Below are 23077 nucleotides of genomic sequence, written 5' to 3'. Positions count from 1 at the left end.
CCACGGTCACCCTGCTCGCCCGCTTGATTCCTTGCCGGCGAGCGCGTTTGCCGGCCATTTCGAACCACCAATCTCGTTGAGCTCTCCACCACTTACTCCATCCTCATCAAATCAGGATACGTCGAAATCTCGATGCCGGGAGGGCCGGACGGCCCCATGACACATGAGCCGGTTGGGCGCGACGATGAGATTGCCGTGTATTCAATATTCTCGCTGCTGCGATCCCATACCCTGCACAGGTAAAGGCCCCTTGACCAGCATCTTTGGTCGGGGGCCGTCCAAGACCGTGCCCTACATGGTGAGTTTGATCAGGAGTTTGTAGCAGCACATGGCTGCGGCGAGGCCGAGAAACGCGAGGCACTTCCGGGGGGGCGTTCGTTCGCGTCCGGGTTCGGCGTCGGGACCACCACGGTGTACCGGTACATGACCAAGGCCGGTCACACCAGACACATGCGCAGTCGTTGCGCGGTCTTGTCCACCGTCACCTGGAAACAGTTATGGAGAGGCTCCGCCCCTTGCACCCGGTGCGCCGGGTACGGTTTGTCGTCGGGCAGCCCGCTCTTCTTGAAGCAGCCCCATTCTCCCGGGGGAGCAATCTCCCGAGTCAGCAGGTGTCGCAGCTGCTCGAAGTCGGTTGCGTGGCACCCGTATCCGGGGTCGTCATGGACGTGGTAGTCGTTACCGAAGGTTCGGTCGACTGCGTGGCACCAGTATCCGGAGTTGTCGTCGTCGCAGTAGTCGTCGCCGAGGATTCGGTCGACTGCGTGGCACTTGTACCCGGAGTTGTCGTCGTCGCAGTAGTCGGTACCGAGGATTCGGTCGACTGCGTGGCACTTGTACCCGGAGTTGTCGTCGTCGCAGTAGTCGGTACCGAGGATTCGGTCGACTGCGTGGCACTCGTACCCGGAGTTGTCGTCGTCGCAGTAGTCGGTACCGAGGGAGTTGTCGCAGTCGTGGTAGTCGTAGGCGACTGCGACGGCTGGGACTCCGGAGGTGCGTTGAGGATCGCTTGGACCGTCGTGTGCAGCATTTCTGCACTCAGGCCTTGACTCAGATCTTTTGGATGCAGAGCTATCTCATCGACATACCCCTGTATCATCCCCTGCCGCATTCCTTTCGCGAAGTCGGTGTTTCCCGCAAATGTGGGAGGGGATCCTCCGCGACCATTCTTCTTGAAATCGGCGTCCGCTTTCTTCGCGCCTATCGGCCTTCCCTCATCAAAGCCGTTGGTGTACGCATTCCAGTTTGTGGGCGCAGGTGGGGGCTTCGCTTGCCCGACGTAGTAATCGATGCTCGGGGCTGCCTTCACCGCATGCGCTGTGGCCGGGACGGTATTCGCCAGAGCTGTACCGGCGCCTCCCAGGAATGTTCCTGTCGCCATCACGGCGACCACGGTGATCCTGCTCGCCCGCTTGATTCCTTGCCGGCGAGCGCATTTGCCGGTCATTTCGAACCACCAATCTCCTTGAGTTTTCCACGACTTACTCCACTCCTCATCAAACTAGAATACGTCGAAACCTCGATGCCGGAAGGGCCGGACGGCCCCTCATGACGCATGGGCCGGTTGGGCACGTCGGCGAGATTGACCAGGCGTTTGTAGCAGCACATGGCTGCGGCGATCACGGACTTCAGGCCGTGACTGTCCGGAACAATCCATCCCTGAAAGTGGCCGAGAGACTGATGGGCGATTTTCCGCCAGGCTTCCAGATCACTCGCGTCTACGCTGATCGCTATGGATAAAGCGGTAGCCAAAGAGGTGGACACGGAGATGGACATGGAGATGGACGCAGAAGTGGCTGGAGAAGTAGAGGCAGAAGTGGAGACAGAACAGGCACTGCCAGGGGACCTGATACTGCGTCACCCGACGCCGTCGGACCACCCGCGGCTGCAACTGGCGCTGGCCGACTGGTGGGGCGGCCTGGGCGGCGACGCGGGCGCGCTGCAACGCCAGTTGCTCGTACCGCGGCTGTTCCTCCAGCACTTCGCCGACACCAGCTATCTCGTTGAGCGCCCCGATCGCACCCTGCACGCATTCCTGATCGGCTTCCTGTCCCAGACGGACCCCGAGACCGCCTACATCCACTTCGTGGGCGTGTGCCCGGACGGCAAACGCGGCGGCGTGGGCAGCGCCCTCTACCACCGCTTCTTCGCCACGGCCCGCGCGGCCGGCCGCACCGGGATCCGCTGCATCACCAGCCCCAACAACCGCGACTCCATCGCGTACCACGCCCGTATGGGCTTCCGGCTGGAGCCGGGCGACCGCACCGACGAGCACGGCGTACCGGTGCACCGTGATTACGACGGGCCGGGGCTCGACCGGGTGTCGTTCGTACGGGACCTGTGAGGCGGATGTCGTACGTACAGGACCTGTGAGGCGGGTGTCCTACGTACAGGCCCCGTGAGGCGGGTGTCGTGGGCACCCCGCCCGGACTTGCCAGCCCCTACTCCCCCGGCGGCAGCACCCTCAGCAGTGCGTCCAGAACGCCGGCGAAGGAGTGCTCGGGCGGGGTGCCGTACGCCACGACCAGGGCGTCGCGGGGAACGGCGGTGGCGGACGGGTCGGTGAAGCCGCCCAGGCCGTGCAGGGCGAGGCTCTGCCAGTTGGCGGCCTGGACGATGGACTGCTCGGTGCCGGGCGGGAGTTCGAGCACGGCGTGCAGCCCGGCCGCGATGCCCGAGACCTGGATGGCGGGGGCGTGCGCGGCGAGCGCCTCGACCAGTTGGTCGCGGCGGCGGCGGTAGCGCAGCCGCATACCGCGCAGATGCCGGTCGTACGCGCCCGAGGTCAGAAACTCGGCGAGCGTGAGCTGGTCCAGCGAGCTGGACGGCCATTCACCGGTCCGCTTGAGGGCGTGCACCGGGTCGAGGAGGCGCTCCGGCAGCACCATCCAGGCCAGCCGCAGCGCCGGGGCGAGACTCTTGCTCGCGGTGCCCATGTAGACGACGTGCTCGGGGTCCAGACCCTGGAGGGCACCGACCGGCTGACGGTCGTAGCGGAACTCGCCGTCGTAGTCGTCCTCCAGGATGTAATTGCCGGTGGCGCGCGCCCAGTTGACGGCGGCGGCCCGGCGGTCGGGGTGCAGTGCCACGCCGGTGGGGAACTGGTGCGCGGGGGTGAGCAGCGCCGCGCGTACATCGTCGAGGGCCGCCAACTCGCCCGTGTCGGCGCCGTGTTCGTCCACCTGGAGCGGCACCGTGCGCAGTCCGGCGCGGATGATGACATGGCGGTGGAAGTCGAGTCCGTAGGACTCCACGGCGATTTGGCCGTCGCCCTGCCGCCAGCCGTCGCCCGGCCGACCCGGCGGGTTGCCGCCTTCGGCACGCAGTACCCGGCTCAGCAGCCCCAGCGCCTGCATGAAGCCGGCGCAGACGACGATGCGGTCCGGGTCGGCGCGGACACCGCGGGCGCGGGCCAGGTAGTCGGAGAGTGCCCGGCGCAGTTCGGGGCGGCCGGCCGGGGCGGGGTATCCGAAGGCCTCGCTGGGGGCGGCGGTCAGCGCGCGGCGGGCGGCGGCCAGCCAGGCGGTGCGCGGGAAGGTGGAGATGTCGGGGGTGCCCGGGGTGAGGTCGAAGCGTGGCCGGTCGGCGCGGTCGGCCGGGCCGGGGGCGCGCCGGTTGGCGGGCGTGGCGCGCGCCAGCACCCTTTCCGCGACGCGGGTGCCGGATCCCTGGCGGGCGCTGAGCCAGCCCTCGGCGACGAGTTCGGCGTAGGCGTCGGCGACGGTGTTACGGGCGATGCCGAGGTCGACGGCGAGCGAGCGGGAGGACGGCAGACGGGTGCCGGGGGTCAGCCGCCCGGACCGTACGGCGTCCCGTAGCGCGCGCAGCAGTGCGGCCCGCAGCCCGCCGGGACCGGTGAGGTCCAGATGCAGATCACGCCCGAAAGTTGCCCACGAACTCTCCATGGAAATGGACCATACAGCTGCGCCACTGCCGCCGTAGCGTCGTAGGCATGACGACACAGACCACTCACACCACTGAGAGCACACAGAGCACCTCCGCGGCCGCCGGGGCCGCAGCGGTAACGGCGCACCGGCACGGCCCCCGGATCCACTGGGCGAAGCTGGCACCCGATGTCTTCAAGGCCATGATCGCGCTGGACGCCGCGGCGAAGAAGGGCCTCGACCCGGCGCTGGTCGAGCTGGTCAAGATCCGTGCCTCGCAGATCAACCACTGCGCATTCTGCATCGATATGCACATCAAGGATGCGCGCAAGGCCGGGGAGACCGAGGAGCGCGTCTACCTCCTCAACGCCTGGGAGGAGGCCACCGGCCACTACACCGAGCAGGAACAGGCCGCCCTCGCCCTCACCGAAGCCGTCACCGTCCTGACCGACGGCTTTGTGCCCGACGCCGTGTACGAGCGGGCCGCCGCCCACTTCGACGAGCCGGAACTGGCCCAGCTGATCGCTCTGATCACCACCATCAACGCCTGGAACCGCTTCGGCGTGTCCACCCGTATGAGCCCAGGCCAGGTGTGAACGGCGGGACCATGGCGCCGGCCACCACTCAGCGCTTTCCGTTCTGGAAGCTCTCGCCCGAGATCCACCGGACGCTGCTGGCGCTGACCACGGCCGCCAAGCGGCAGCTCGACCCGGCGCTGGTGGATCTCGTACTGATCCGCGCCTCGGTGATCAACCACTGCGCCTTCTGCATCGACATGCATGTGCCGGATGCGCGCAAGGCCGGGGAGACCGAGGAGCGCATCCACCTCCTCAACGCCTGGGAGGAGGCCACCGGCCACTACACCGAGAAGGAACAGGCCGCCCTCGCCCTCACCGAAGCCGTCACCGTCCTGACCGACGGCTTTGTGCCCGACGCCGTCTACGACCGGGTCGCCGCCCACTTCGACGAGACCGAGCTGGCCCACCTCATCGCCCTGATCACCACCATCAACGCCTGGAACCGCATCAATGTGACGGTCCGGGTCCCTCCGGGAGGCACCTCATGACCGGCTCGGCCACTCTGCGCGCCCTGCACCACGGACCGCACCTGCCGCTGGTCCTGCCGGGCCCGTGGGACGCGGCCAGCGCCAAGGTGTTCGCGGACGCCGGTTTCCCGGCGCTCGCCACGCCCAGCGCGGGGGTCGCGGCGTCCCTCGGATACGAGGACGGCCGGACGCCGGCCGACGAGATGTTCGCGGCCGTCGCGCGGATCGTACGGGCCGTGGACGTGCCGGTCTCGGCGGATGTGGAGGCCGGATACGGGCTGTCCGCGAAGGAGTTGGTGGGCCGGCTCGCGGACGCCGGTGCGGTGGGCTGCAACCTGGAGGACACCGACCCTGCCACCGGCGCGCTCCGGGACCCGCGGGAACAGGCGGACTGGCTGGCGCAGGTGCGGGCCGAGGCGGGCGACGCGCTGGTGATCAATGCCCGGATCGACACCTATCTGCGGGGTGTGCAGGACACGGAGGAGACGGTGCGGCGCGGCCGGCTCTACGCCGAGGCGGGTGCCGACTGCGTCTATCCGATCCTCGCCCCGCCGCCGCTGCTGGGTGAACTGGCCGCCGGTATCGGCCTCCCGGTCAATGCCGTGGTGACCCCGGGCGGCCCCACACCGCGCGAACTCGGTGCCCTGGGCGCTTCCCGGATCACCTTCGGCCCCGGGCTCCAGCATCAGGCCATGGCGGCCGTGGCGGGGATGGCGGAGCGGCTGCGGGAGGAGCTGTCGGCGGAGGGCTGACCCCGGTCCGGACGGCGGGCGGGGCGGGTGGGGCGGGTGGGGCGGGCGAATCGGGGACGCCCGCGCCGCCCCTCACCGCTCCCACCCCTCACCGCTCTCCCGCCCCTCACCCCTCCCACCTCACCGCTCGTCGGTCCCGGGCACCTTCGCCGTACTGATCGCGATCCGGTTCCAGGTGTTGATCGTGAAGATCAGCGCCAGCAGCCGGGCCAGCTCCGCCTCGTCGAAGTGCGCGGCGGCCCGGGCGTAGACGTCGTCCGGCACACCGCCGTGCGACACCAGCGTCACGGCCTCCGTGAGCGCCAGCGCCGCCCGCTCCTTCGCGGTGAAGAAGTCCGCCGCCTCCTCCCATACGGCCACCATGTGCAGCCGCTCCTCGCTCTCCCCCGCCTTACGCGCATCCGTGGTGTGCATGTGCAGGCAGTACGCGCACTTGTTGAGCTGCGAGGAACGGATCTGGACCAGCTCGACCAGGGCCGGGTCGAGCCCCTCGCGGGCGGCGGCGTCGAAGCCGATGAGGGCCTTGAAGGCCTTGGGGGCGGCCTTGGCGAAGTTCACCCGGGGGCTGCGGACCGCTGCGTCGTTGCTGTGCTCTTGATTCGTCATGCCTTGAATCTATGAGCCCGGGCGACCGGCTGTAGGGTGCATTTCCATGCCGGAATCATGGGTCAATCTCGCGGAGAGTCTGGGCGCCGATCTGCATCTGGAGCTGACCGGACCCGGCAGCCGCCGCGCCGTCCTCATCCGCGCGCTACGGGACGCCGTACGGTCCGGACGCCTCGCCCCCGGCACGCGTCTGCCGCCCTACCGCTCGCTCGCCGTCGACCTCGGCATCGCCCGTAACACCGTCGCCGACGCCTACGCCGAACTCGTCGCCGAGGGCTGGCTCAGCGCCCGCCAGGGGTCCGGCACCCGCGTCGCCCAGCGCGCCGAACCGCCGGCACCCACCCGCGCCCCGGCCCGCCGCGCCCCGAAGCGCCGCCCCACGCACAACCTCCTCCAGGGCCAGCCGGACGCCGCGTCCTTCCCGCGCACCGCCTGGCTGGCCGCCGCCCGCCGTGCGCTGACCGCCGCCCCCAACGACGCCTTCGGCCCCGGCGACCCGCGCGGCCGCCCCGAACTGCGCCGCGCCCTGTCCGACTACCTGGCCCGCACCCGCGGCGTACGCACCGACCCCGACCGCATCGTCATCTGCTCCGGCTTCGCCCACGCCCTGCGCCTGCTCTTCCCCGCCGTCCTCCCCGGCCCCCTCGCCGTCGAGTCCTACGGCCTCCCCTTCCACCGCCACCTGCTGACCACGACAGGCGTCCGCACCCACCCCCTCGCGATCGATGAACACGGCGCGAACACCGGCGAGTTGTCGGCTCTCGACGACATACGCACGGCGCTGCTCACCCCCGCCCACCAGTTCCCCACCGGCGTCCCGCTCCACCCCGACCGCCGCGCCGCCGCCATCAACTGGGCCAGAGCCACCGGGAGTTACCTCCTGGAGGACGACTACGACGGCGAATTCCGCTACGACCGGAAGCCGGTGGGCGCCCTCCAGGGCCTGGACCCCGAACGCGTCCTGCACCTCGGCTCGGTCAGCAAAAGCCTGTCGCCGGCCGTCCGCCTGGGCTGGATGGTGCTCCCCGGCCGCCTCGTGGACGCCGTACTGGAGGCAAAGGGCGAACGCGAGGCCTGGGCAGGCGTCACCGACCAGCTCACCCTCGCCGAGTTCATCACCTCGGGCGCCTACGACCGCCATATCCGCCGTATGCGCCAGCGCTACCGCCGACGCCGCGACCAGCTCGTCGACGCCGTGACGGCCCAGGCCCCGCACCTCACCGTCACCGGCATCTCCGCCGGTCTGCACGCCGTGCTCCAACTCCCCCACGATGCAACCGAGTCCGACGAAGGCACCGCCCTGCGCGCCGCCCACTGGCAGGGCCTCGCCCTCGACGCCCTCACCGACTACCGCCACCCCGACGCCACCATGCCACCCCGCCACGGCCTGGTCATCGGCTACGCGACCCCATCGGACAGCGCCTTCCCGGCCGCCCTGGAGACACTGTGCCGGGCGTTGCCGCCGGGGGCGTAGAGAGGCGCCGGGCGCGTAGAGAGCCGCCGGGGCGTAAAGAGGCACCGAGGGCGTAGAGAAGCCGGATGCGACCCCGATACGCGGCTTTCGCTCACTCATTGTCACTGCCCGCACCTACCCTCGATCGTAGTGCTGCGCATACGCACAGTGATCAACTCGGTGTGGAGGTAGGGAGTGACCGGAGAGTGACCGAAGACGCGCTTGACCAGGACGTCGAAGTGGAGGACGACTCCACAGCGGTGCTCGTGACCGTCGGCCGCCAGCTCAAACTCTGGCGCGAGGCGGCGGGGTTGAGCCCGGCCGAGTTCGCGGCGGCCATGGGGTACGGGGACAACCTGATCTACAAGATCGAGCGTGGTGCGCGCATTCCGCGTCCCGAGTTCCTCGACAAGGCCGATGAGGTGTTGGACGCGGGCGGAAGGATCGCCGCGATGAAGAAGGACGTGGAGGAGGCGCGGTACCCGAAGAACCTGCGGAATCTGGCCAAGCTGGAGGCCGGCGCCGTCGAGCTGGGCGCGTACAGCACTCATACGATCCACGCCCTGTTGCAGACGGAGGAGTACACCCGGACGATCTTCGGCATGCGACGCCCCCTGTACTCCGAGGAACTCATCGAGCGGGAGGTAGGCGCCCGGATGGCCCGGCAGGAGATCATCGACCGCACAAAGCTCGGGACCGTCTTCAGCTTCGTACAGGAAGAGGTGACGCTCCGGCGGCCGATCGGAGGGGCCATGGTGCTCCGAGGTCAGCTCGAACACCTTCTGGACGTAGGTCAGTTGCGGAACGTCGAGGTCCAGGTGATGCCGACCGACCGCGACGATCACGCCGGACTCGGCGGCTCCTTCCGGCTGTTCAAGCTCAAGGGCGGTGAAACCCTTGGCTACGCTGAGGTGCAGCACCTCACGCGCCTGGTCTCCGAGCCCAGGGAGGTGCAATCCCTGGAAATGCGGTATGGGAGCATCCGGGCGCAGGCTCTCACACCACGGGAGTCACTGTCCTTCATCGACAAACTGCTGGGAGAGACATGAGCATCGAGCCCGAGCTCGCATGGTTCAAGAGCAGCTACAGCAGCAACGAAGCCGGATCCGACTGCGTCGAGATAGCAGCCACCCCCCAGACGGTCCACGTCCGCGACTCCAAGAAGCCCCACGGCCCCCGGCTCGCCTTCAGGCCGGGGGCATGGACCGACTTCCTCGCGTACGCGCCTACGCCTACGGCTACTGGTTCGCGAACTTCTGGCTGATGCCGTCGAAGACACGCTGTGCCTCCGGGCCCAGGTGCGGGCCGGCCAGCCAGGTGTGGGCGTTGGAGCTGATCGACGTGTTGGACACCAGCGTCAGCTTGCCGCCGCGGTTGACGAACCAGCCGCCGCCGGAGGTACCGCCGGTCATCGTGCAGCCGATGCGGTGCATGGCGGGCGTGCCCTGCTCCATGACGAGGCGGCCGGGGCGGGCGGGGCAGTTCATCATGCGGGCGCCGTCGTACGGGGGCGCGGCCGGGTAGCCGAAGGCGTCCAGCGAGCTGAGCTGGTCGGCGGAGGGGGAGTTGAACCAGACCTGGGCGGCGGCACCCACGGTCTCCTGGAGCGACTTGCCGCCGCCGTTCTCCGGCTTCACATGCAGCACCGCGAAGTCGTAGGCGGAGCCGCCGTTGCCCCTCTCCTCGCTGCCCATGTTGATCCACTCACCGGAGGTGGTGATCCAGTCGGCCCAGAACCGGCCGTACGGCGTGATCTGCTGCGAGGGTGCGCTGCCGACCTGGTTCATCGGCACGCCGTTGTCGTTGTAGGACGGCACGAAGACGATGTTGCGCATCCAGCCGCCCTGCTTGCCGGAGTGCACACAGTGGCCGGCGGTCCACACCAGGTTGGACCTGCCCGGGTGCGCGGGGTCCTCGACGATCGTGCCGGAGCAGACCATCGGGCCCTTGGGGCTGTCGAAGAAGATCTTCCCGACCGGGGCCATGTGCTGGTGGTACGGGCGGTCGACCTGCTCGGCCGTGATCTGCCGCGGCTCGGGGTCGGTGGCGTCGAACTCGCTGCCCGCGCCGGTGGCCTGCACACCGATCTCGGGTGCGGCCTTGGCCTTCGCCAGCCGGTCCGTCTTCCAGTGGTCCTTGATGATCGGGTTGACGAAGTCCGATGCCTTACGGGCCCACTCGTCCCAGTTCTGCCACCCGCCGTCCTTCCACTGCTTCAGGTCGTCGAGGCTGGTCGGCACGCCCTTCGGAAGCGTGAGGCCCCCGTCCCCCTGCCCCTTCTGATCGGCGGCGGCCGAACTGCCGGGCGCGGCGGCCTTGTCGTCGCTGGGGCCGCAGGCGGTGGCGGTGACCGCGAGCAGCGCGGTCAGTGCCGCGGCCACGGCGGTGGAACGGCGGATGGCTGACATGGAGCGGAGTCCCCCTGATACGTGGCGGCGCGGAGCGGACGCCGCGCCGTTATTTGTCATGTCCCGCGTGGGGCTGCGCTCTACTATGCCGTCACGCCAGGGCCGCCTGGCGACCAGGGGTCGGCGGCCCGACCAACGACGGGACGGGGAGCGGACGATGGGCGACGCGGCGATCTCGGTGCGTACGGAGCGGCTGGTGCTCCGACGGTTCACGCCGGACGACGCGGAGCGGCTGGTAGCGCTGCACGGCGACCCGGACGTCATGCGCTTCATCGACACCGGGCGGCCCGTGCCGCGTACCGAGGTGCTGGAACGGACGCTTCCGGAGTTCATCGCGGGGCCCGGCCTGCCTGGAGATCCGGTCGGCGCACCCGGGGTGTGGGCGGCAGAATTGGCCGCCAACGGGGAGTTCATCGGCTGGTTCTCGCTCCGGCCGACCACCCCGGGTCGGGTGGCGGAGGCCGAGCTCGGCTACCGGCTGCGGCGGGCGGCCTGGGGCCGGGGGTACGCCACCGAGGGCGCCCGGGCGGTGATCGCGTACGGCTTCGCGGAGCTGGGCGTGCGGCGAGTGACGGCGACAACGATGACGGTCAATACCGGATCGCGCCGGGTGATGGAGAAGGCGGGGTTGCGCCACGTCCGGACGTTCTTCGAGGAATGGCCGGACCACATCGAGGGCGCGGAGCTGGGGGATGTGGAGTACGCGGTGTCGCGGGGCGAGTGGGAGTGCCTTGGCAGTGGCTAGGGGGGTGTCCGAAGCGTCGTGTGACCGGGGGTGCGTGTGGCGGGCCGACCGCCAACGCTGTGGCAGCAAAGGCGGTCGGCCCACCCGCTTCGACGAGCGAGCGTAGGTCTTCCACGGCACGGTGGCGTGCCGGGAGCCGGGGTGTCCGCCGGCCGCGTGACGGACGTAGCCCCGCGTTGCTGTCACCCGCTGATGTCAAAGGCCCCTTGCTTGAAGCGAGAGAGGGAGGCGGTCCTGCTGCGGACAGTTGCGCCCGCCAACCTGTGGCCGGAGAAAGACGCGACAGCACACCGATAGCCCGAACGGGTGGAACCCTGTCAATCACTTGCGTTGCAACGTGCGGTGGTGGGTTACTCCTGCTATCCGCGCAACGGGCCGCCCATTCCCTGCATGGACACGGATTCAGTCACTCATTCCGATCCGGGGTAGCCCTCTACATCGACACACGCGTACGCGAGTGGTGGTCACAGGGCCCCGGAAGTCCCGTCAGGAGCCCTCTCATGCGCCACCCCCGCATCCGGCCTTCCCGCCGTACCGCGCTCGCGGCCCGTGTAGTGGCCAGCGTGACCATCACCGCTGGACTCACCACCTTCATCACCGCGTCCCCCGCCCACGCCCTGAGCTTCGTAGGGTGCAGCACAGGAGCCCTCAACTCCGCCATCAGCAACGCCAACACCAACGGCGGCGACACTCTCCTTCTCTCCCACGGCTGCGACTACGACTACACCACCCCCTTCTCCGGCGATGTCGCAACGCCTGCCATCGCCTCACCCATCACCATCATCGGCAACGGCGCCACCATCCGGCGAGATCCCGCCGCCACAACCGACTTCCGCATCCTCGACATCGCCGATGGCGGAACCCTCAAGGTCAGCCTCCTCACCGTCAAAGGTGGCAATCTCACCGCCTCCGACGGCGGAGGAATCCTCGTCGAAGACGGTGGAACTCTCCGGGCGCACGGCATCACAGTCAGCGACAACGCCGCTAACCGTGGCGCAGGAGTCGAAATCAACGAGGGCGGAACCGCTGAAATCCACCTCAGCACCCTCACCCGCAACCAGGCCGGCCTTGCCGGAGGAGGCATCGACAACCCCGGAGGCACCCTCGACCTCACCACCTCGCGCCTCACCGATAACTCCGCAGGTAGTCCCCTGGTCGGCGGCGGAGGCGGAGGCTACGACCAGGACGACGGCACCGCCACCATCAAATTGACCACCATCAGCGGCAACACTTCCGTGTTTGCCGGTGGAGGAATCGACCACGACGGCGGTCCGCTCACCGTTACCGGCAGCGCAATCACCAACAACACCGCGAGCGGCGGAGGTGTACACGGCGGCGGCGGGGGAATCTGGACCGGGTCTTTTGAGACCGGTGCGCCGATGACCCTCAACGGCACCACCGTCACGGGCAACCATGCGCCAAACGGCCACGGCGGGGGCATCTCGAACCTCTTCGGCGCCGAACTGATCATCAACGCCAGTACCGTCAACGACAACACCGCCGCACTGGGGGCCGGGGGCCTCTACAACATCGAGGACGGAAACGTCACCCTCCGGCTGAGCACCATCAGCCAAAACACCGCCGGTGCGGCGCCCGGCGGCGTCTACAACGCAGGCGCCATCAGCAACGTGCTCTCCACCATCACCCTCAACTCCCCCACCAACTGCACCCCAAGCCCCAACCCGGTCCCCGGCTGCGTCAGCTGAGCCGCACCCACGTGGCGCCCTGGCATTGGTCGACTGCCAGGACGCCACCCAAGGGCTGCCCCGTAACCGCCCGTAACGGGTGAGATGGTCTTGGTGTGGCTGGTGTGATCACGGCGTCGGAGCCGTCTTGGATAGCCCCGTTCACCGGGCCGAGCCCCCGCTGCTTCAGCGAGTTGGTGACCGGGGTGCGGCGCGACGGTGCGGATGTCGTGCGGCGGGGCCGTCCGTGGGGTCTTCCGATGAGGACCGGGTACTCCTGGTCGCGGCGTACTGGCGCACCAACTTGACGTTGCGCCAGCTCGCCCCGCTGTTCGGGGTGTCGAAGTCGGCAGGCCCTGGAGCGCATCCGCAATCGGCTCAATGCTGAGGGCGGCCTTCCCCTCTACGCCAGCCACGTGCACATCACGCCGGATGGCGTATGCCATTTCTCGCGCGGAAAGTGGTCGGCCTCCTTCGGCTGACCTTCATCTACCGGCCCCGGCTGTCCGCTCACCCGAGACGGACGGCCGGGCCTTTGGAGCGCCGTAAATGAACGGCCGGAACGAGCAGGGCCGCCAAAGCCGGCTGGTGGGTCCTAGGGACTGTCCGACGAGTCCGGCGACCGACCCATCGGACAGGCCCTGGAGCACTGCCCCTGCCGAGCGCCCTACCGCCGGGCCGCCACCCTGGGATCGCGGTAGACGGCATTGCCCGGTGTCCCCGATGCCCCGTAACGGAACTCCGCGATCTGGTCCGCGGTGGGATACCACTGCTTGTCGCAGCGCTGGCACCACCAACGCCAGTTGTCCCAGTCGGTGTTGGTGTTCGTGGTGTCCTTCCACAGCCGGTCGTCGCACTCGGGAGTGGGGCATGTCGGCGGCAGGGGCATGACGGGCCGGACCTTTCGTCGGTGGCGCGTCATAGCCTGCTGTGTCCGCCCCCGCGCGCTGCCCCCGTTCGTCGCCCGCCACCCGAACGAGCGAGAGCGATGCACCAGCCGGAGGCCGACGCCCAGGCGCGGCAGCGGGCAGTCGCACGTACCTGTCGTGCGACTGCCCGCGGCTGCTCTCGCGTGGGCTACTTCTTGGGCAGCCAGCTCTTCCAGACGTCCGGGTGCTTGTCCACCCACTTCTTGGCCGCCTCATCGGCCGACAGGCCGCCCGAGGCGATGGATTCGGAGACCTCGTTCTGGTCGTCCTTGGTCCACTTGAAGTTCTTCAGGAACGCCGCGGCGCTGCTGCCGCTCGTGGCGAAGTCCGTGTTGAAGTACTTCTGGAGGGGGGTGGTGGGATAGGCGCAGTCGATGGACTGCGGATCCTTGGTGCCCTTTTCCGCGCAGGCGTCGGTGTACTTGGGGAGTGCGACCTCCACCATCGGCACCTGGTTGAAGAGCCACTGGGGCTCGTACCAATACGTCAGGAAGGGCTTCTTCGCCTTGGCGAACTGCTGGATCTGGGTGATCTGGGCCGCCTCGGAGCCGGCGAAGACGACCTCGTAGTCCAGGCCGAGATTCTTCACCAGCGCCTTGTCGTTGGTGACATAGGACGGCGAACCGTCCATCAGCTGGCCCTTGTTGCCGCTTTCCGAGGTGCGCAGCTGCTTGGCGAACTTGTTGAGGTTCTTCCAGTTGGTGACCTCGGGGTGCTTGTCGGCCCAGTACTTGGGGACGTACCAGCCGATGTGGCCGGTGACGCCGTTGCCGCCACCCGCGGTGATCGTCTTCTTGTCCTTGACGTAGCGCTGTTCCTGGTCGGGGTGGCCCCAGTCCTCCAGGATCGCGTCGACCCGGCCCTGGCTGAGGGCGTCCCAGGCGGGGATCTCGTCCACCTGGACGGTGTCGACGTGGTAGCCCATCTTGTGTTCGAGCAGGTACTTGGCGACCGCGACATTGGACTGGGCGCCGACCCAGGTCTGTACGGAAAGGGTGACGGACTTCGAGCCCTTGGCCGCCGCGAACGGCGAGGACTGCTTGGTCATGTCCGCCTTGCCGCAGGCGGAGAGCGAAAGGGAGAGCAGCACCGTGCCGGTGAGCACGGTCGTCCCGAGGATCTTGGTGCGCGTACGGGACATGGTCAGGCTCCCTTCCCCGTCGTACGGCGTTCGGTGGGCTGGGTGACCCGGTCGAGCATCAGGCCCAGGCACACGATCGCCACACCCGCAACCAGGCCGAGGGCCAGGTCTCCGGTGGCGAGGCCGGTGACGACGTCGTAGCCGAGGGCACCGCCGCCGACCAGACCGCCGATGATGACGACGGCGAGGACGAGGACCACGCCCTGGTTGACGGCCAGCAGCAGAGCGGGCCGGGCGAGCGGAAGCTGCACCTGGCGCAGGATCTGCCAGCGGGTGGCGCCCAGCGAGCGGGCCGATTCCATGGCCGCGGGGTCCACCTGGCGCAGGCCCTGGGCGGTGATGCGGATGACGGCCGGCAGCGCGTAGACGACCGCCGCGGCGGCGGCCGGGGCGCGGCCCACGGCGAACAGGGCGACCACGGGGATCAAATACACGAACTGCGGCATGGTCTGCATGACATCGAGGACCGGCCGCAGGATCGCTTCGAAGCGCTTGCTGCCGGCGGCGAGGATGCCGACGCCGAAGCCGATCACCAGGGTCACCGCGAGGGCGGCGAGGACCTGGGAGAGGGTGTTCATGGACGGCTTCCAGACGCCCAGCACACCGATGGCGGCCATCGCGAGGACGGCGGTCAGAGCGGTGCGCCAGGTGCCGATGAGCCAGGCCAGCGCGGCGACGATGAGCAGCGTGCCGTACCAAGGCAGCGCGGTCAGGCCGTCCCGCAGCGGGTTGAGCACCCAGTTGGTGAAGTGCGCGGCCCAGTCGGCGGTGCCGCCCACGACGGGGACGCCGGAGTAGAGGTGGTCGACCATCCACTCCTTGAAGTCGTTGACCGGGCGGGCGATGGCGACGACCCAGCCGGTCGGCCAGACCAGGGAGCCGGCCAGGCGGCCGACAAGGGCGAGCACGGCGGTGAGCGCGGCGATACCCGCCCATACCGGCCAGCCGCGGAGCAGCTTCGGGCCGGTGGTGTCCGGCTCGGTGCCAAGGCGTTCGCCGGCGGCCGCGGTGGTGCGGTCCATGACGATGGCCAGCAGGACGATCGGGATCGCGGCGGTGAGCGCGGCGCCGACGTCGACCGAGGCGAGCGCCTGGTAGACGCGGTCACCGAGACCGGCGGCGCCGATCATCGAGGCGATCACGACCATGCCCAGCGCCATCATGATCGTCTGGTTGACGCCGAGGAGGAGTTCCTTACGGGCCAGCGGCAGGCGGGCGGTCAGCAGCCGCTGCCGTCCGGTGGCGCCGAGGGAGGAGGCGGCCTCCAGCACTCCGGCGTCGGCGCCGCGCAGGCCGAGCGCGGTCAGGCGGGCCATCGGCGGAGCGGCGTAGATGACGGTGGCCAGGAGGGCGGCCGGTACGCCGATGCCGAAGACCAGCACGACGGGGAGGAGGTAGGCGAAGGCCGGCAGGACCTGCATGGTGTCCAGGACCGGGCGCAGGATCTTGAACAGCCGGTCCGACAGACCCGCGGCCAGGCCCAGCAGGGCGCCGACGATCACGGAGGCCAGCACCGCGACGACCATCAGGGCGAGCGTCTGCATGGTGGGGACCCACATGCCGAGCAGACCGCTGACCAGGAAGGAGATCAGGGCGGTAGCGGCGATGCGGGGGCCGGCCACGCGCCAGGCGAGAAGCGTGACGCCGGCCGTCACGCCGGTCCAGCCCAGGGCGAGCAGCAGCAGATAGACGCCGCGTACGGAGATCACCACGGCGTTGCTGAGGTGACCGAGGAAGTAGACGAACAGCGGGTGGCTGTCGCGGTTGTCGATGATCCAGTCGCTGGTCTTGCCGAGCGGGCCGGAGACATCGACGGTCAGCGACGACGGCCAGGCGGCGCCGTACTTGGCCTGCAGCAGCGGGACGATGACCGCCGCGGCGACGGCGAGCAGCAGGAGCTTGGCCAGGCCGCGGCGTTGCAGCAGCTGCTGCACCGGGGCGGGCTTGACGGTGTCGAGGTACCTCTGGGAGATCGGGGGCGTACCGAAAACACTCATGCGCGCCCCCGCTTCACGGTGCCGGTGGGCACATTCATTGCGGCGCAGCGCTGGGCCTCGCGCCAGTGGCGCAGCCAGGCGGCGCGCAGCCGGGCCCGCGGCGTGGCCGCGGGAGCTCTGGAGCCGACGGCGCGGACCGCGCCGCCGCGGGTGGTCGCGGCGTACATCAGGCTGCCACCCCACCGTGCTGCGGGCTGTCGAGCCGGGCGACCACGTTCAGCAGACAGGCGTGGTCGACGATGCCCAGGCAGCGGTTGCCGTCGACGACACGGGCCGCGCCGCCGGAGCGGGCGACCGCCTCGATGGCGTCGGAGATGAGGGTGTCGGGGCCCAGCGCGGGGCCCTGCTCGGCCTCGCCGTCCTCGGCCGGGCGCATCGCGCGGCGTACGGTCAGCACCTGCTCGCGCGGTACGTCACGGACGAAGTCGCGGACATAGTCGTCGGCCGGCGAGCCGACGATCTCCTCGGGCGTGCCGAGCTGGACGATCTGGCCGTCGCGCATCAGGGCGATCCGGTCGCCGACCCGCAGCGCCTCGGCGAGGTCGTGGGTGATGAAGACCATGGTCCGCCCCTCCTCGCGGTGCAGGCGGACGACCTCTTCCTGCATATCGCGCCGGATGAGCGGGTCGAGCGCGCTGAACGGCTCGTCGAAGAGCAGGACTTCGGGGTCGACGGCGAGTGCGCGGGCCAGCCCGACGCGCTGCTGCTGACCGCCGGAGAGCTGCCCGGGGCGGCGCTTCTCCAGCCCGGCCAGGCCCACCTTGTCCACCATCTCGGTGGCCTTCTCGCGGCGCTCGCCCTTGGCGACGCCCTGGATCTCCAGGCCGTAGGCGACATTGTCGACGACGCTGCGGTGCGGCAGCAGGCCGAAGTGCTGGAAGACCATGGCGGCGCGGCGGCGGCGCAGGTCGCGCAGTGCGCCACGGTCCATGGCGCGCACGTCCTCGCCGTCCATCTCCAGATCGCCGCTGGTCGGCTCGATCAGCCGGGTCAGACAGCGGACGAGGGTGGACTTGCCGGAGCCGGACAGGCCCATGACGACAAAGACCTCGCCCTTGTGGACGTCGAAGGAGACATCGCGGACGGCGGCGGTGCAGCCGGTCTGCTCGCGCAGCTCCTGGGCGCTGAGCTCGGCGACCGAGGAGTCGTCGGGGATCTTGTCGGCCTTGGGGCCGAAGACCTTCCAGAGGTGGCGGACGGAGAAGACGACCTCGCGGCTGTCCTCTTCGGTGTCCACGGCGTTGCGGACGTTGGGTATCTCGGATGCGCCGGCGGCGGTGGTAGCCATCACGCATCACCTCCTTGGGTCGGGGCTTCACGGAGCAGTTCGGCGCACTTCTCCCCCACCATGAGCACGCCCAGCATCGGGTTGACGGCCGGCATCGTCGGGAAGACGGAGGCGTCGGCGATACGGATGCCGGACAGCCCACGGATCTTCAACTCGGGGTCGACGACGGCCAGTTGGTCATCGGCGGCACCCATCTTGCAGGTGCCGGCCGGGTGGTAGACGGTGTGCGCGGCCTTGCGTACCAGCTCGCTGATCTCCGCGTCGTCGGTGACCTCGGGGCCGGGGAAGACCTCCCGCTTGAGCCACTTGGCGAACGGCTCGGCCTGCGCGACCTTGCGGGCCAGCTTGATGCCGTCGACGAGGGTGTCGCCGTCGTAGTCGACCCCGTTCTCGTCGCACTCGAAGTACCGGAAGTCGAGGGCGGGCTTGACCTCGGGGTCCGCGGAGGTGAGGTAAAGGCGGCCGCGGGAGCGGGACTTGGGGATGTTCGGGGTCATCGACACACCGTGCTCGGGGCGCTCGTAGCCCAGCCGCTCGGGGTTGTCGGTGAACGGGATCTGGTAGAAGTGGAACATCAGGTCGGGGCCCTTGTGCTCCGGGTCCCGCTTGACGAACAGGCCCGCGTCGGAGTCCATCGCGGAGTTGTCCGGGATCGGACCGTCGGTCTCCCAGACGATCACCGACTCGGGGTGGTCGATGAGGTTCTCGCCGACGCCCGGCAGGTCGAGCACGCAGGGCAGTCCCAGCGCCTCCAGGTCCTTCCTCGGACCGATGCCGGAGTGCATCAGCAGCCGCGGGGTGTCCACCGCGCCGGCGCAGACCAGCACCTCGCGGGCGGCCTCGACGTAGATCTCCTCGCCGTCCTTCGTACGGACGTGTACGCCCTTGGCGCGGGTCCCGTCCAGCTCCAGCTTGTGCGCCCAGGTCTCCAGCATCAGCGTGAGGTTCGGGCGGTCACCGGCCTCCATGTGCGGGTGGAGGTAGGCGACGGAGGCGGAGGAGCGCTTGTTGTTCTCCGGGTGGTAGGAGAGGTCGAAGAAGCCGACGCCCTCCTCGAAGGGCCGGTCGTTGAAGCCGACGACCTCGGGGACGTCCAGCGCGCTCTTGACGGCCTCGATCCAGTCCGACGCGATCTGGTTCTGGTCCTTCTTCGCCACCCGCACGATGTTGTTGCGCAGCTTGCCGAAGTAGGGGTCCATCTCCTTGGCGCCCCAGCCGGCCGCGCCCGCCGCCTCCCACTCGTCCCAGTCGGACGGCAGCGGCTTGAAGGAGATCAGGGTGTTGTGCGAGGAGCAGCCGCCGAGCACCTTGGCGCGGCTGTGCAGGATGTGCGAGTTGCCGCGCGGCTGCTCGGTGGTCGTGTACTCGTAGTCCAGCTCGCCGCCGAGCAGACCGAGCCAGCGGCGCAGCGTCAGCACCTCGTCACGGTCGAGGTCGGAGGGGCCGCCCTCGATGACGGCGACGGTGACGTCCGGGTTTTCGGTGAGCCGGGAGGCGATGACGGAACCGGCGGTGCCGCCGCCGACAACGACGTAGTCGTACACAGGCATGGGGTGCTCCTTACTGCAAAGCGCGTGGTGCGGGTGGTGCGAAGCGGGGGTCGGGTGTCAGCCCGCGAACCAGCGCACCGGCTCCGGCCGGAGGTTTTCGTAAATGTGCTTGCTTTCGCGGTATTCGTCCAGACCTGTGGGACCCAATTCACGTCCGATGCCGGATTTGCCGAAGCCGCCCCACTCCGCCTGCGGGAGGTAGGGGTGGTAGTCGTTGATCCAGACCGTGCCGTGCCGCAGCCGGGCGGCGACCCGGCGGGCGCGCGCGGTGTCGGCGGAGAACACGGCGCCGGCGAGGCCGTACTCGGTGTCGTTGGCGAGCGCGACGGCCTCGTCCTCGGTGACGAAGGTCTCCACCGTCAGAATCGGGCCGAAGGTCTCTTCCCTGACGACCTTCATCTCGCGGTGGCAGCCGTCCAGCACGGTCGGCGGGTAGAAGTAGCCGGTGGCCGGCCGTACGTCGGAGGGCTTGGGGCGGGCGCCGCCGCACCGCAGCTGGGCACCCTCGGCCAGCGCGGAGGCGACATACGCCTCGACCTTGTCGAGCTGCTGCTGCGAGACCAGCGGACCGCACTCCACGCCGTCCTCGGTGCCCCGGCCGAGCTTGATCTTCTCGGCGCGGCGGGCGAGTTCGGAGACGAAGCGGTCGCGCACCGACTCCTCGATGATCAGCCGGGCACCGGCCGAGCAGACCTGCCCGCTGTGGATGAACGCGGCGTTGAGGGCCTGGTCGACGGCGGTGTCGAACCCTTCCTCGGTGGCGCAGGCATCGGCGAAGACGACATTGGGGTTCTTGCCGCCCAGCTCCAGCGCGATCTTCTTGGCGCCGGAGACCGCCGCCGCGCCCGCCTTCGTACCGCTGACGAGGCCGCCCGTGAAGGAGAACAGATCCACATCCGGGTGCTCGGCCAGCCGCTGACCCACCGGCACGCCCGCGCCGGTGACGATGTTGGCGACACCGGCCGGCAGCCCGGCCTCGACCAGCAGCTTGATCAGATGCACGGTCGACAGCGGGGTGACCTCGCTGGGCTTGATCACAAAAGTGTTGCCGGCCGCGAGGGCCGGCGCGATCTTCCAACTGGCTTGCAGCAGCGGGTAGTTCCACGGCGTGATGAGCGCGCAGACACCGACCGGCTCATGCACGACCACGCTGTGCACCTCCGGCGAACCGGCGTCGACGACCCGGCCGCCGCTCTCGTTCATCACCACATCGGCGAAGTACCGGAAGGCGTTGGTGACGTCGTCGACGTCGACCCGGCCCTCCTCCAGCGTCTTGCCGGTGTCCCGGCTCTCGATGAGCGCGATCTCCTCGCGGTCGCGCTGCAGCAGGTCGGCGACCCGGCGCAGCAGCGCGGAGCGCTCGGCGACGGCCGTACGGGGCCAGGCGCCGGCGCCGCCGTCGAAGGCCCGCCTGGCCGCGGCGACGGCCGCGTCGGTGTCCTCGGTGCCGCCCTCGGACACCACCTGGAGCGTCGTCGCGTCGGCGGGGTCGAGGACCTCCCGCGTGGCGCCGGATGCGGCGGGGAGCCACACCCCGTCTACGTGAATGGTCTCGATTGACGACACGTCGTTCTGCCTTCCGGTTACTGAGTTGTTCCCACTGGTGCAACCACTGGCGTCACCAGCAACAGGGAGCCCTCCCCGGAAGCGCCGTACCTATGCCCAAACATTCATGGAAAGTGACCCGACTCACTCAACGTGCGGCCGGATGTCCCGGTACGTAGCCTGAATAGCTGTATGTCCATCGCTGTACGTCCCCTCCGCACCGGAGGTGCCGAGATGACCAGCAGACGCCGTGCCGCCACCGCCGCCGTAGCCCTGAGCTGCGGCGCGGCCCTGCTAGCCGGGGCCACCTCCACGGGCGCCGTGGCAGCGGCCGACGACCCCGACGGCGAGGGCGACCTCGCGGGTAAATCGGCCCAGCAGATCGCCGACACCGCGCTCCACGAACTCCTCGCCGCGCATTCCCTGCGACTGCGCACCCGGACCACCGCGGAGCCCACCCAGCTCGATCTCACCCTCGACCAGGCCGGCAACTGTGCCGGCGCCATCAGCAAGGGCCCGCTCGGCCGCGTCGAGATCATCAAGCGCGGCACCCAGGTCTGGCTGAAGCCGGACGCGACCTTCTGGAAGAGCCAGCTGCCCGGCAGTGAGGGCACCACGGCCGCCGACAAATACAAGGACACCTACCTGCACGGCACCACCAAGAACGATGCCGTCCTCCAGAGCCTGGCCGACGCCTGCGACCTCAAGGCCTTCCAGAAGTCGGCCACGGGCCACGACGAGTCCCCCTCCGGCACCCCGTCACCCTCCGCAACCGTCACCCTCACCAAGGGCCGGCCCACCACCTTCGAAGGCACCCCGGTCCTCCCCGTCGTCAAGAAGGCCAACGGCGCCGTCCAGACCGTCTACGTGGCCATCAACGGCAAGCACTACCCCCTCAAACTCACCGCCGAGATCGACCACGAGACCGGCACCATCCTCCTGAGCAACTACGACACCCCGGTCTCCGCCAAGACACCCGCCCCCGGCGATACGGTCGACATCTCATCGGTGAAGGAGCTGCTGGAGGGGCAGGGAGAGCCGAACGCGTAACCCCCGCATACGGCGCGTGACCGTTCGTACATTCGTATCGTTGAACCGTGCGGGCCGCCCGCAGGCGCGAGGCGGCGGGGAGGAGCGGCACGATGACCATCAGCCTTGAGCGAACCGACAGGATTGAGATGGCCGAGCCCAATGAGCCGACCTTGGACGAATTGTTCGAGCGGCTGGAGCAGTCCGTCCCCGAGGGCTACAAGTTCGAGATCGTCGGGGGAGCCATCCACATGTCGCCGCAGCGGGCCACGCACTGGGAGACGATCCTGGACATCGTCGAACATCTGCGTACGCGGTATCCGAAGAAGCGCGTGTTGTCCGACGTCCGCATCGACTTTCCCGGCCATCTGAACGGATTCGCCTCCGACGTGGTGGCCATGGCCGAGGACTACGCCAAAACCGAGAAGGGCCGCTGGCGCTACCAGGACATCGATTTCGTCGCCGAAGTCATCTCCGAAGGCACCGCAGCCAACGACTACGGCCCGAAGAAGACGGCCTACGCCCTCGCCGAGGTCCCGGTTTACGTGATCGCCGATCCCTACATCGGCCGTTGCCGCATCTTCACCCACCCGCAGGACGGCGACTACAAGGTCGACGTCACGCTCGTGTACGGCCAGCCGATCGATCTCACCGACACGGTGGTCGGCATCACCCTCTCCACCGAGGACTTCCCCCGGGACTGACCCCAGGAGCAGACCTTGGCCCAGGTCTTCGCGGCGTCACCCGCACTGCCGAACAGGAGGAGCCGTGGGCGGCGGTCCGGAAGACAATGCAGGCATGGCTGATACAGCGGCGAAGGCAGTGCTGGAGGGTGGCCCCGAGGAGTTCCCCGAGCGGATCGTGCCGATCGATCCTCCCGGGACGACCGAGCTGAAGATCCCGTTCCGCGCCGGCTATGAACACTTCCGGGCCACTGACCGGCAGCAGGACACCCCTGAGGGCCCGCTGCCCGTCTACGAGTGGTGGGAGCGTACGGAGCTGCCCGGATAGGGCTGCTCC

The 23077-nt window shown here is 69.1% G+C and carries 23 protein-coding genes and 2 pseudogenes; 14 read left to right on the top strand and 11 right to left on the bottom strand.

What is annotated here, in order from left to right; translation table 11 throughout:
* Positions 1-291: 291 nt before the first annotated feature.
* Positions 292-390 (bottom strand): annotated as a pseudogene (locus KI385_RS44660) (IS5/IS1182 family transposase); the annotation flags it as partial.
* 272 nt (positions 391-662) lie between these two features.
* Here KI385_RS44660 and KI385_RS28010 point away from each other — a divergent pair.
* Positions 663-1049, top strand: a complete 387-nt coding sequence (locus KI385_RS28010; RefSeq protein ID WP_238574933.1) for a hypothetical protein — start codon at positions 663-665, stop codon at positions 1047-1049.
* Positions 1050-1732: 683 nt separating this feature from the next.
* A complete protein-coding gene (locus KI385_RS28005; protein WP_238574932.1) occupies positions 1733-2344 on the top strand; it encodes a GNAT family N-acetyltransferase in 612 nt (203 codons plus the stop codon).
* Between the two features lie 97 nt (positions 2345-2441).
* Here the strand turns inward: KI385_RS28005 and pdxR (KI385_RS28000) are convergent, their stop codons facing one another.
* Positions 2442-3905 (bottom strand): MocR-like pyridoxine biosynthesis transcription factor PdxR, encoded by a 1464-nt coding sequence (gene pdxR / locus KI385_RS28000; protein WP_238574931.1) that lies wholly within the window; start codon positions 3903-3905, stop codon positions 2442-2444.
* 47 nt (positions 3906-3952) lie between these two features.
* Here pdxR (KI385_RS28000) and KI385_RS27995 point away from each other — a divergent pair, with 47 nt between their 5' ends.
* Genes KI385_RS27995 through KI385_RS27985 form a run of 3 tightly spaced genes read left to right on the top strand, consistent with a single transcriptional unit; the run spans position 3953 to position 5681 of the window.
* Complete coding sequence (locus tag KI385_RS27995) at positions 3953-4480, top strand: carboxymuconolactone decarboxylase family protein (RefSeq protein ID WP_238574930.1); 528 nt, start codon at positions 3953-3955, stop codon at positions 4478-4480.
* 11 nt (positions 4481-4491) lie between these two features.
* On the top strand, positions 4492-4950 hold the full coding sequence (locus KI385_RS27990) for a carboxymuconolactone decarboxylase family protein (RefSeq protein ID WP_238577871.1): 459 nt from the start codon (positions 4492-4494) through the stop codon (positions 4948-4950).
* Complete coding sequence (locus KI385_RS27985; RefSeq protein WP_238574929.1) at positions 4947-5681, top strand: isocitrate lyase/PEP mutase family protein; 735 nt, start codon at positions 4947-4949, stop codon at positions 5679-5681. The genes KI385_RS27990 and KI385_RS27985 overlap by 4 nt, the downstream gene beginning before the upstream one ends.
* Positions 5682-5801: 120 nt before the next feature.
* Here KI385_RS27985 and KI385_RS27980 read toward each other — a convergent pair whose 3' ends face one another.
* The gene (locus KI385_RS27980; RefSeq protein ID WP_238574928.1) at positions 5802-6287 is read right to left on the bottom strand and encodes a carboxymuconolactone decarboxylase family protein; all 486 of its coding nucleotides are present in this window, start codon (positions 6285-6287) and stop codon (positions 5802-5804) included.
* A 46-nt stretch (positions 6288-6333) separates the two neighbouring features.
* Here KI385_RS27980 and pdxR (KI385_RS27975) point away from each other — a divergent pair, with 46 nt between their 5' ends.
* From pdxR (KI385_RS27975) to KI385_RS27965, 3 genes are all read left to right on the top strand, one after another.
* Positions 6334-7761, top strand: coding sequence for a MocR-like pyridoxine biosynthesis transcription factor PdxR (gene pdxR, locus KI385_RS27975; protein ID WP_238574927.1), 1428 nt, complete (start codon positions 6334-6336; stop codon positions 7759-7761).
* 185 nt (positions 7762-7946) lie between these two features.
* Positions 7947-8789, top strand: coding sequence for a helix-turn-helix domain-containing protein (locus tag KI385_RS27970; protein WP_238574926.1), 843 nt, complete (start codon positions 7947-7949; stop codon positions 8787-8789).
* The gene (locus KI385_RS27965) at positions 8786-9004 is read left to right on the top strand and encodes a DUF397 domain-containing protein (protein ID WP_238574925.1); all 219 of its coding nucleotides are present in this window, start codon (positions 8786-8788) and stop codon (positions 9002-9004) included. Before KI385_RS27970 ends, KI385_RS27965 begins: the two co-directional genes overlap by 4 nt.
* On the opposite strand, the gene KI385_RS27960 is transcribed toward KI385_RS27965, so the two are convergent.
* Positions 8979-10148, bottom strand: a complete 1170-nt coding sequence (locus KI385_RS27960; RefSeq protein ID WP_238574924.1) for a trypsin-like serine peptidase — start codon at positions 10146-10148, stop codon at positions 8979-8981. The two genes, KI385_RS27965 and KI385_RS27960, sit on opposite strands and share 26 nt — an antisense overlap.
* A gap of 157 nt (positions 10149-10305) precedes the next feature.
* Here KI385_RS27960 and KI385_RS27955 point away from each other — a divergent pair, with 157 nt between their 5' ends.
* From KI385_RS27955 to KI385_RS27945, 3 genes and pseudogenes are all read left to right on the top strand, one after another.
* Positions 10306-10893, top strand: coding sequence for a GNAT family N-acetyltransferase (locus KI385_RS27955; protein ID WP_238574923.1), 588 nt, complete (start codon positions 10306-10308; stop codon positions 10891-10893).
* A 563-nt stretch (positions 10894-11456) separates the two neighbouring features.
* On the top strand, positions 11457-12599 hold the full coding sequence (locus KI385_RS27950; protein ID WP_238574922.1) for a hypothetical protein: 1143 nt from the start codon (positions 11457-11459) through the stop codon (positions 12597-12599).
* Positions 12600-12694: 95 nt separating this feature from the next.
* A pseudogene (locus tag KI385_RS27945) lies at positions 12695-12930 on the top strand (helix-turn-helix domain-containing protein); the annotation flags it as partial.
* Between the two features lie 315 nt (positions 12931-13245).
* On the opposite strand, the gene KI385_RS27935 reads toward KI385_RS27945, so the two are convergent.
* From KI385_RS27935 to KI385_RS27905, 7 genes are all read right to left on the bottom strand, one after another.
* Entirely contained in the window at positions 13246-13467 is a 222-nt protein-coding gene (locus KI385_RS27935; protein WP_238574921.1) for a hypothetical protein, read from the bottom strand.
* Between the two features lie 188 nt (positions 13468-13655).
* Complete coding sequence (locus KI385_RS27930) at positions 13656-14648, bottom strand: ABC transporter substrate-binding protein (protein ID WP_238574920.1); 993 nt, start codon at positions 14646-14648, stop codon at positions 13656-13658.
* 2 nt (positions 14649-14650) lie between these two features.
* A complete protein-coding gene (locus KI385_RS27925; RefSeq protein ID WP_238574919.1) occupies positions 14651-16645 on the bottom strand; it encodes an ABC transporter permease in 1995 nt (664 codons plus the stop codon).
* Positions 16642-16812 carry a hypothetical protein gene (locus KI385_RS27920; RefSeq protein ID WP_238574918.1) on the bottom strand — a complete coding sequence of 57 codons (171 nt, stop codon included), beginning with the start codon at positions 16810-16812 and terminating at the stop codon, positions 16642-16644. The genes KI385_RS27925 and KI385_RS27920 overlap by 4 nt, the downstream gene beginning before the upstream one ends.
* Complete coding sequence (locus KI385_RS27915) at positions 16812-17933, bottom strand: quaternary amine ABC transporter ATP-binding protein (protein ID WP_238574917.1); 1122 nt, start codon at positions 17931-17933, stop codon at positions 16812-16814. Before KI385_RS27915 ends, KI385_RS27920 begins: the two co-directional genes overlap by 1 nt.
* Positions 17933-19483, bottom strand: coding sequence for a GMC family oxidoreductase (locus KI385_RS27910; RefSeq protein WP_238574916.1), 1551 nt, complete (start codon positions 19481-19483; stop codon positions 17933-17935). The genes KI385_RS27915 and KI385_RS27910 overlap by 1 nt, the downstream gene beginning before the upstream one ends.
* Before the next feature lie 57 nt (positions 19484-19540).
* Positions 19541-21049: an aldehyde dehydrogenase family protein gene (locus tag KI385_RS27905; protein WP_238574915.1), complete on the bottom strand. Its 1509-nt coding sequence runs from the start codon at positions 21047-21049 to the stop codon at positions 19541-19543.
* A gap of 213 nt (positions 21050-21262) precedes the next feature.
* On the opposite strand from KI385_RS27905, the gene KI385_RS27900 reads away from it, so the two are divergent.
* The 3 genes from KI385_RS27900 to KI385_RS27890 all read left to right on the top strand — a co-directional run bounded on the left by KI385_RS27900 (position 21263) and on the right by KI385_RS27890 (position 23068).
* Positions 21263-22078 carry a hypothetical protein gene (locus KI385_RS27900; protein ID WP_238574914.1) on the top strand — a complete coding sequence of 272 codons (816 nt, stop codon included), beginning with the start codon at positions 21263-21265 and terminating at the stop codon, positions 22076-22078.
* Positions 22079-22170: 92 nt separating this feature from the next.
* Positions 22171-22761: a Uma2 family endonuclease gene (locus KI385_RS27895; RefSeq protein WP_238577870.1), complete on the top strand. Its 591-nt coding sequence runs from the start codon at positions 22171-22173 to the stop codon at positions 22759-22761.
* Positions 22762-22855: 94 nt separating this feature from the next.
* Positions 22856-23068, top strand: a complete 213-nt coding sequence (locus KI385_RS27890) for a DUF5988 family protein (RefSeq protein WP_238574913.1) — start codon at positions 22856-22858, stop codon at positions 23066-23068.
* Positions 23069-23077 lie beyond the last annotated feature (9 nt).

This window comes from Streptomyces inhibens (assembly GCF_022221585.1).
Taxonomy (GTDB): Bacteria; Actinomycetota; Actinomycetes; order Streptomycetales; family Streptomycetaceae; genus Streptomyces; species Streptomyces inhibens.
Note: the sequence above shows the minus strand (reverse complement) of the source record. Positions and strands in the feature narration are given on the sequence as shown.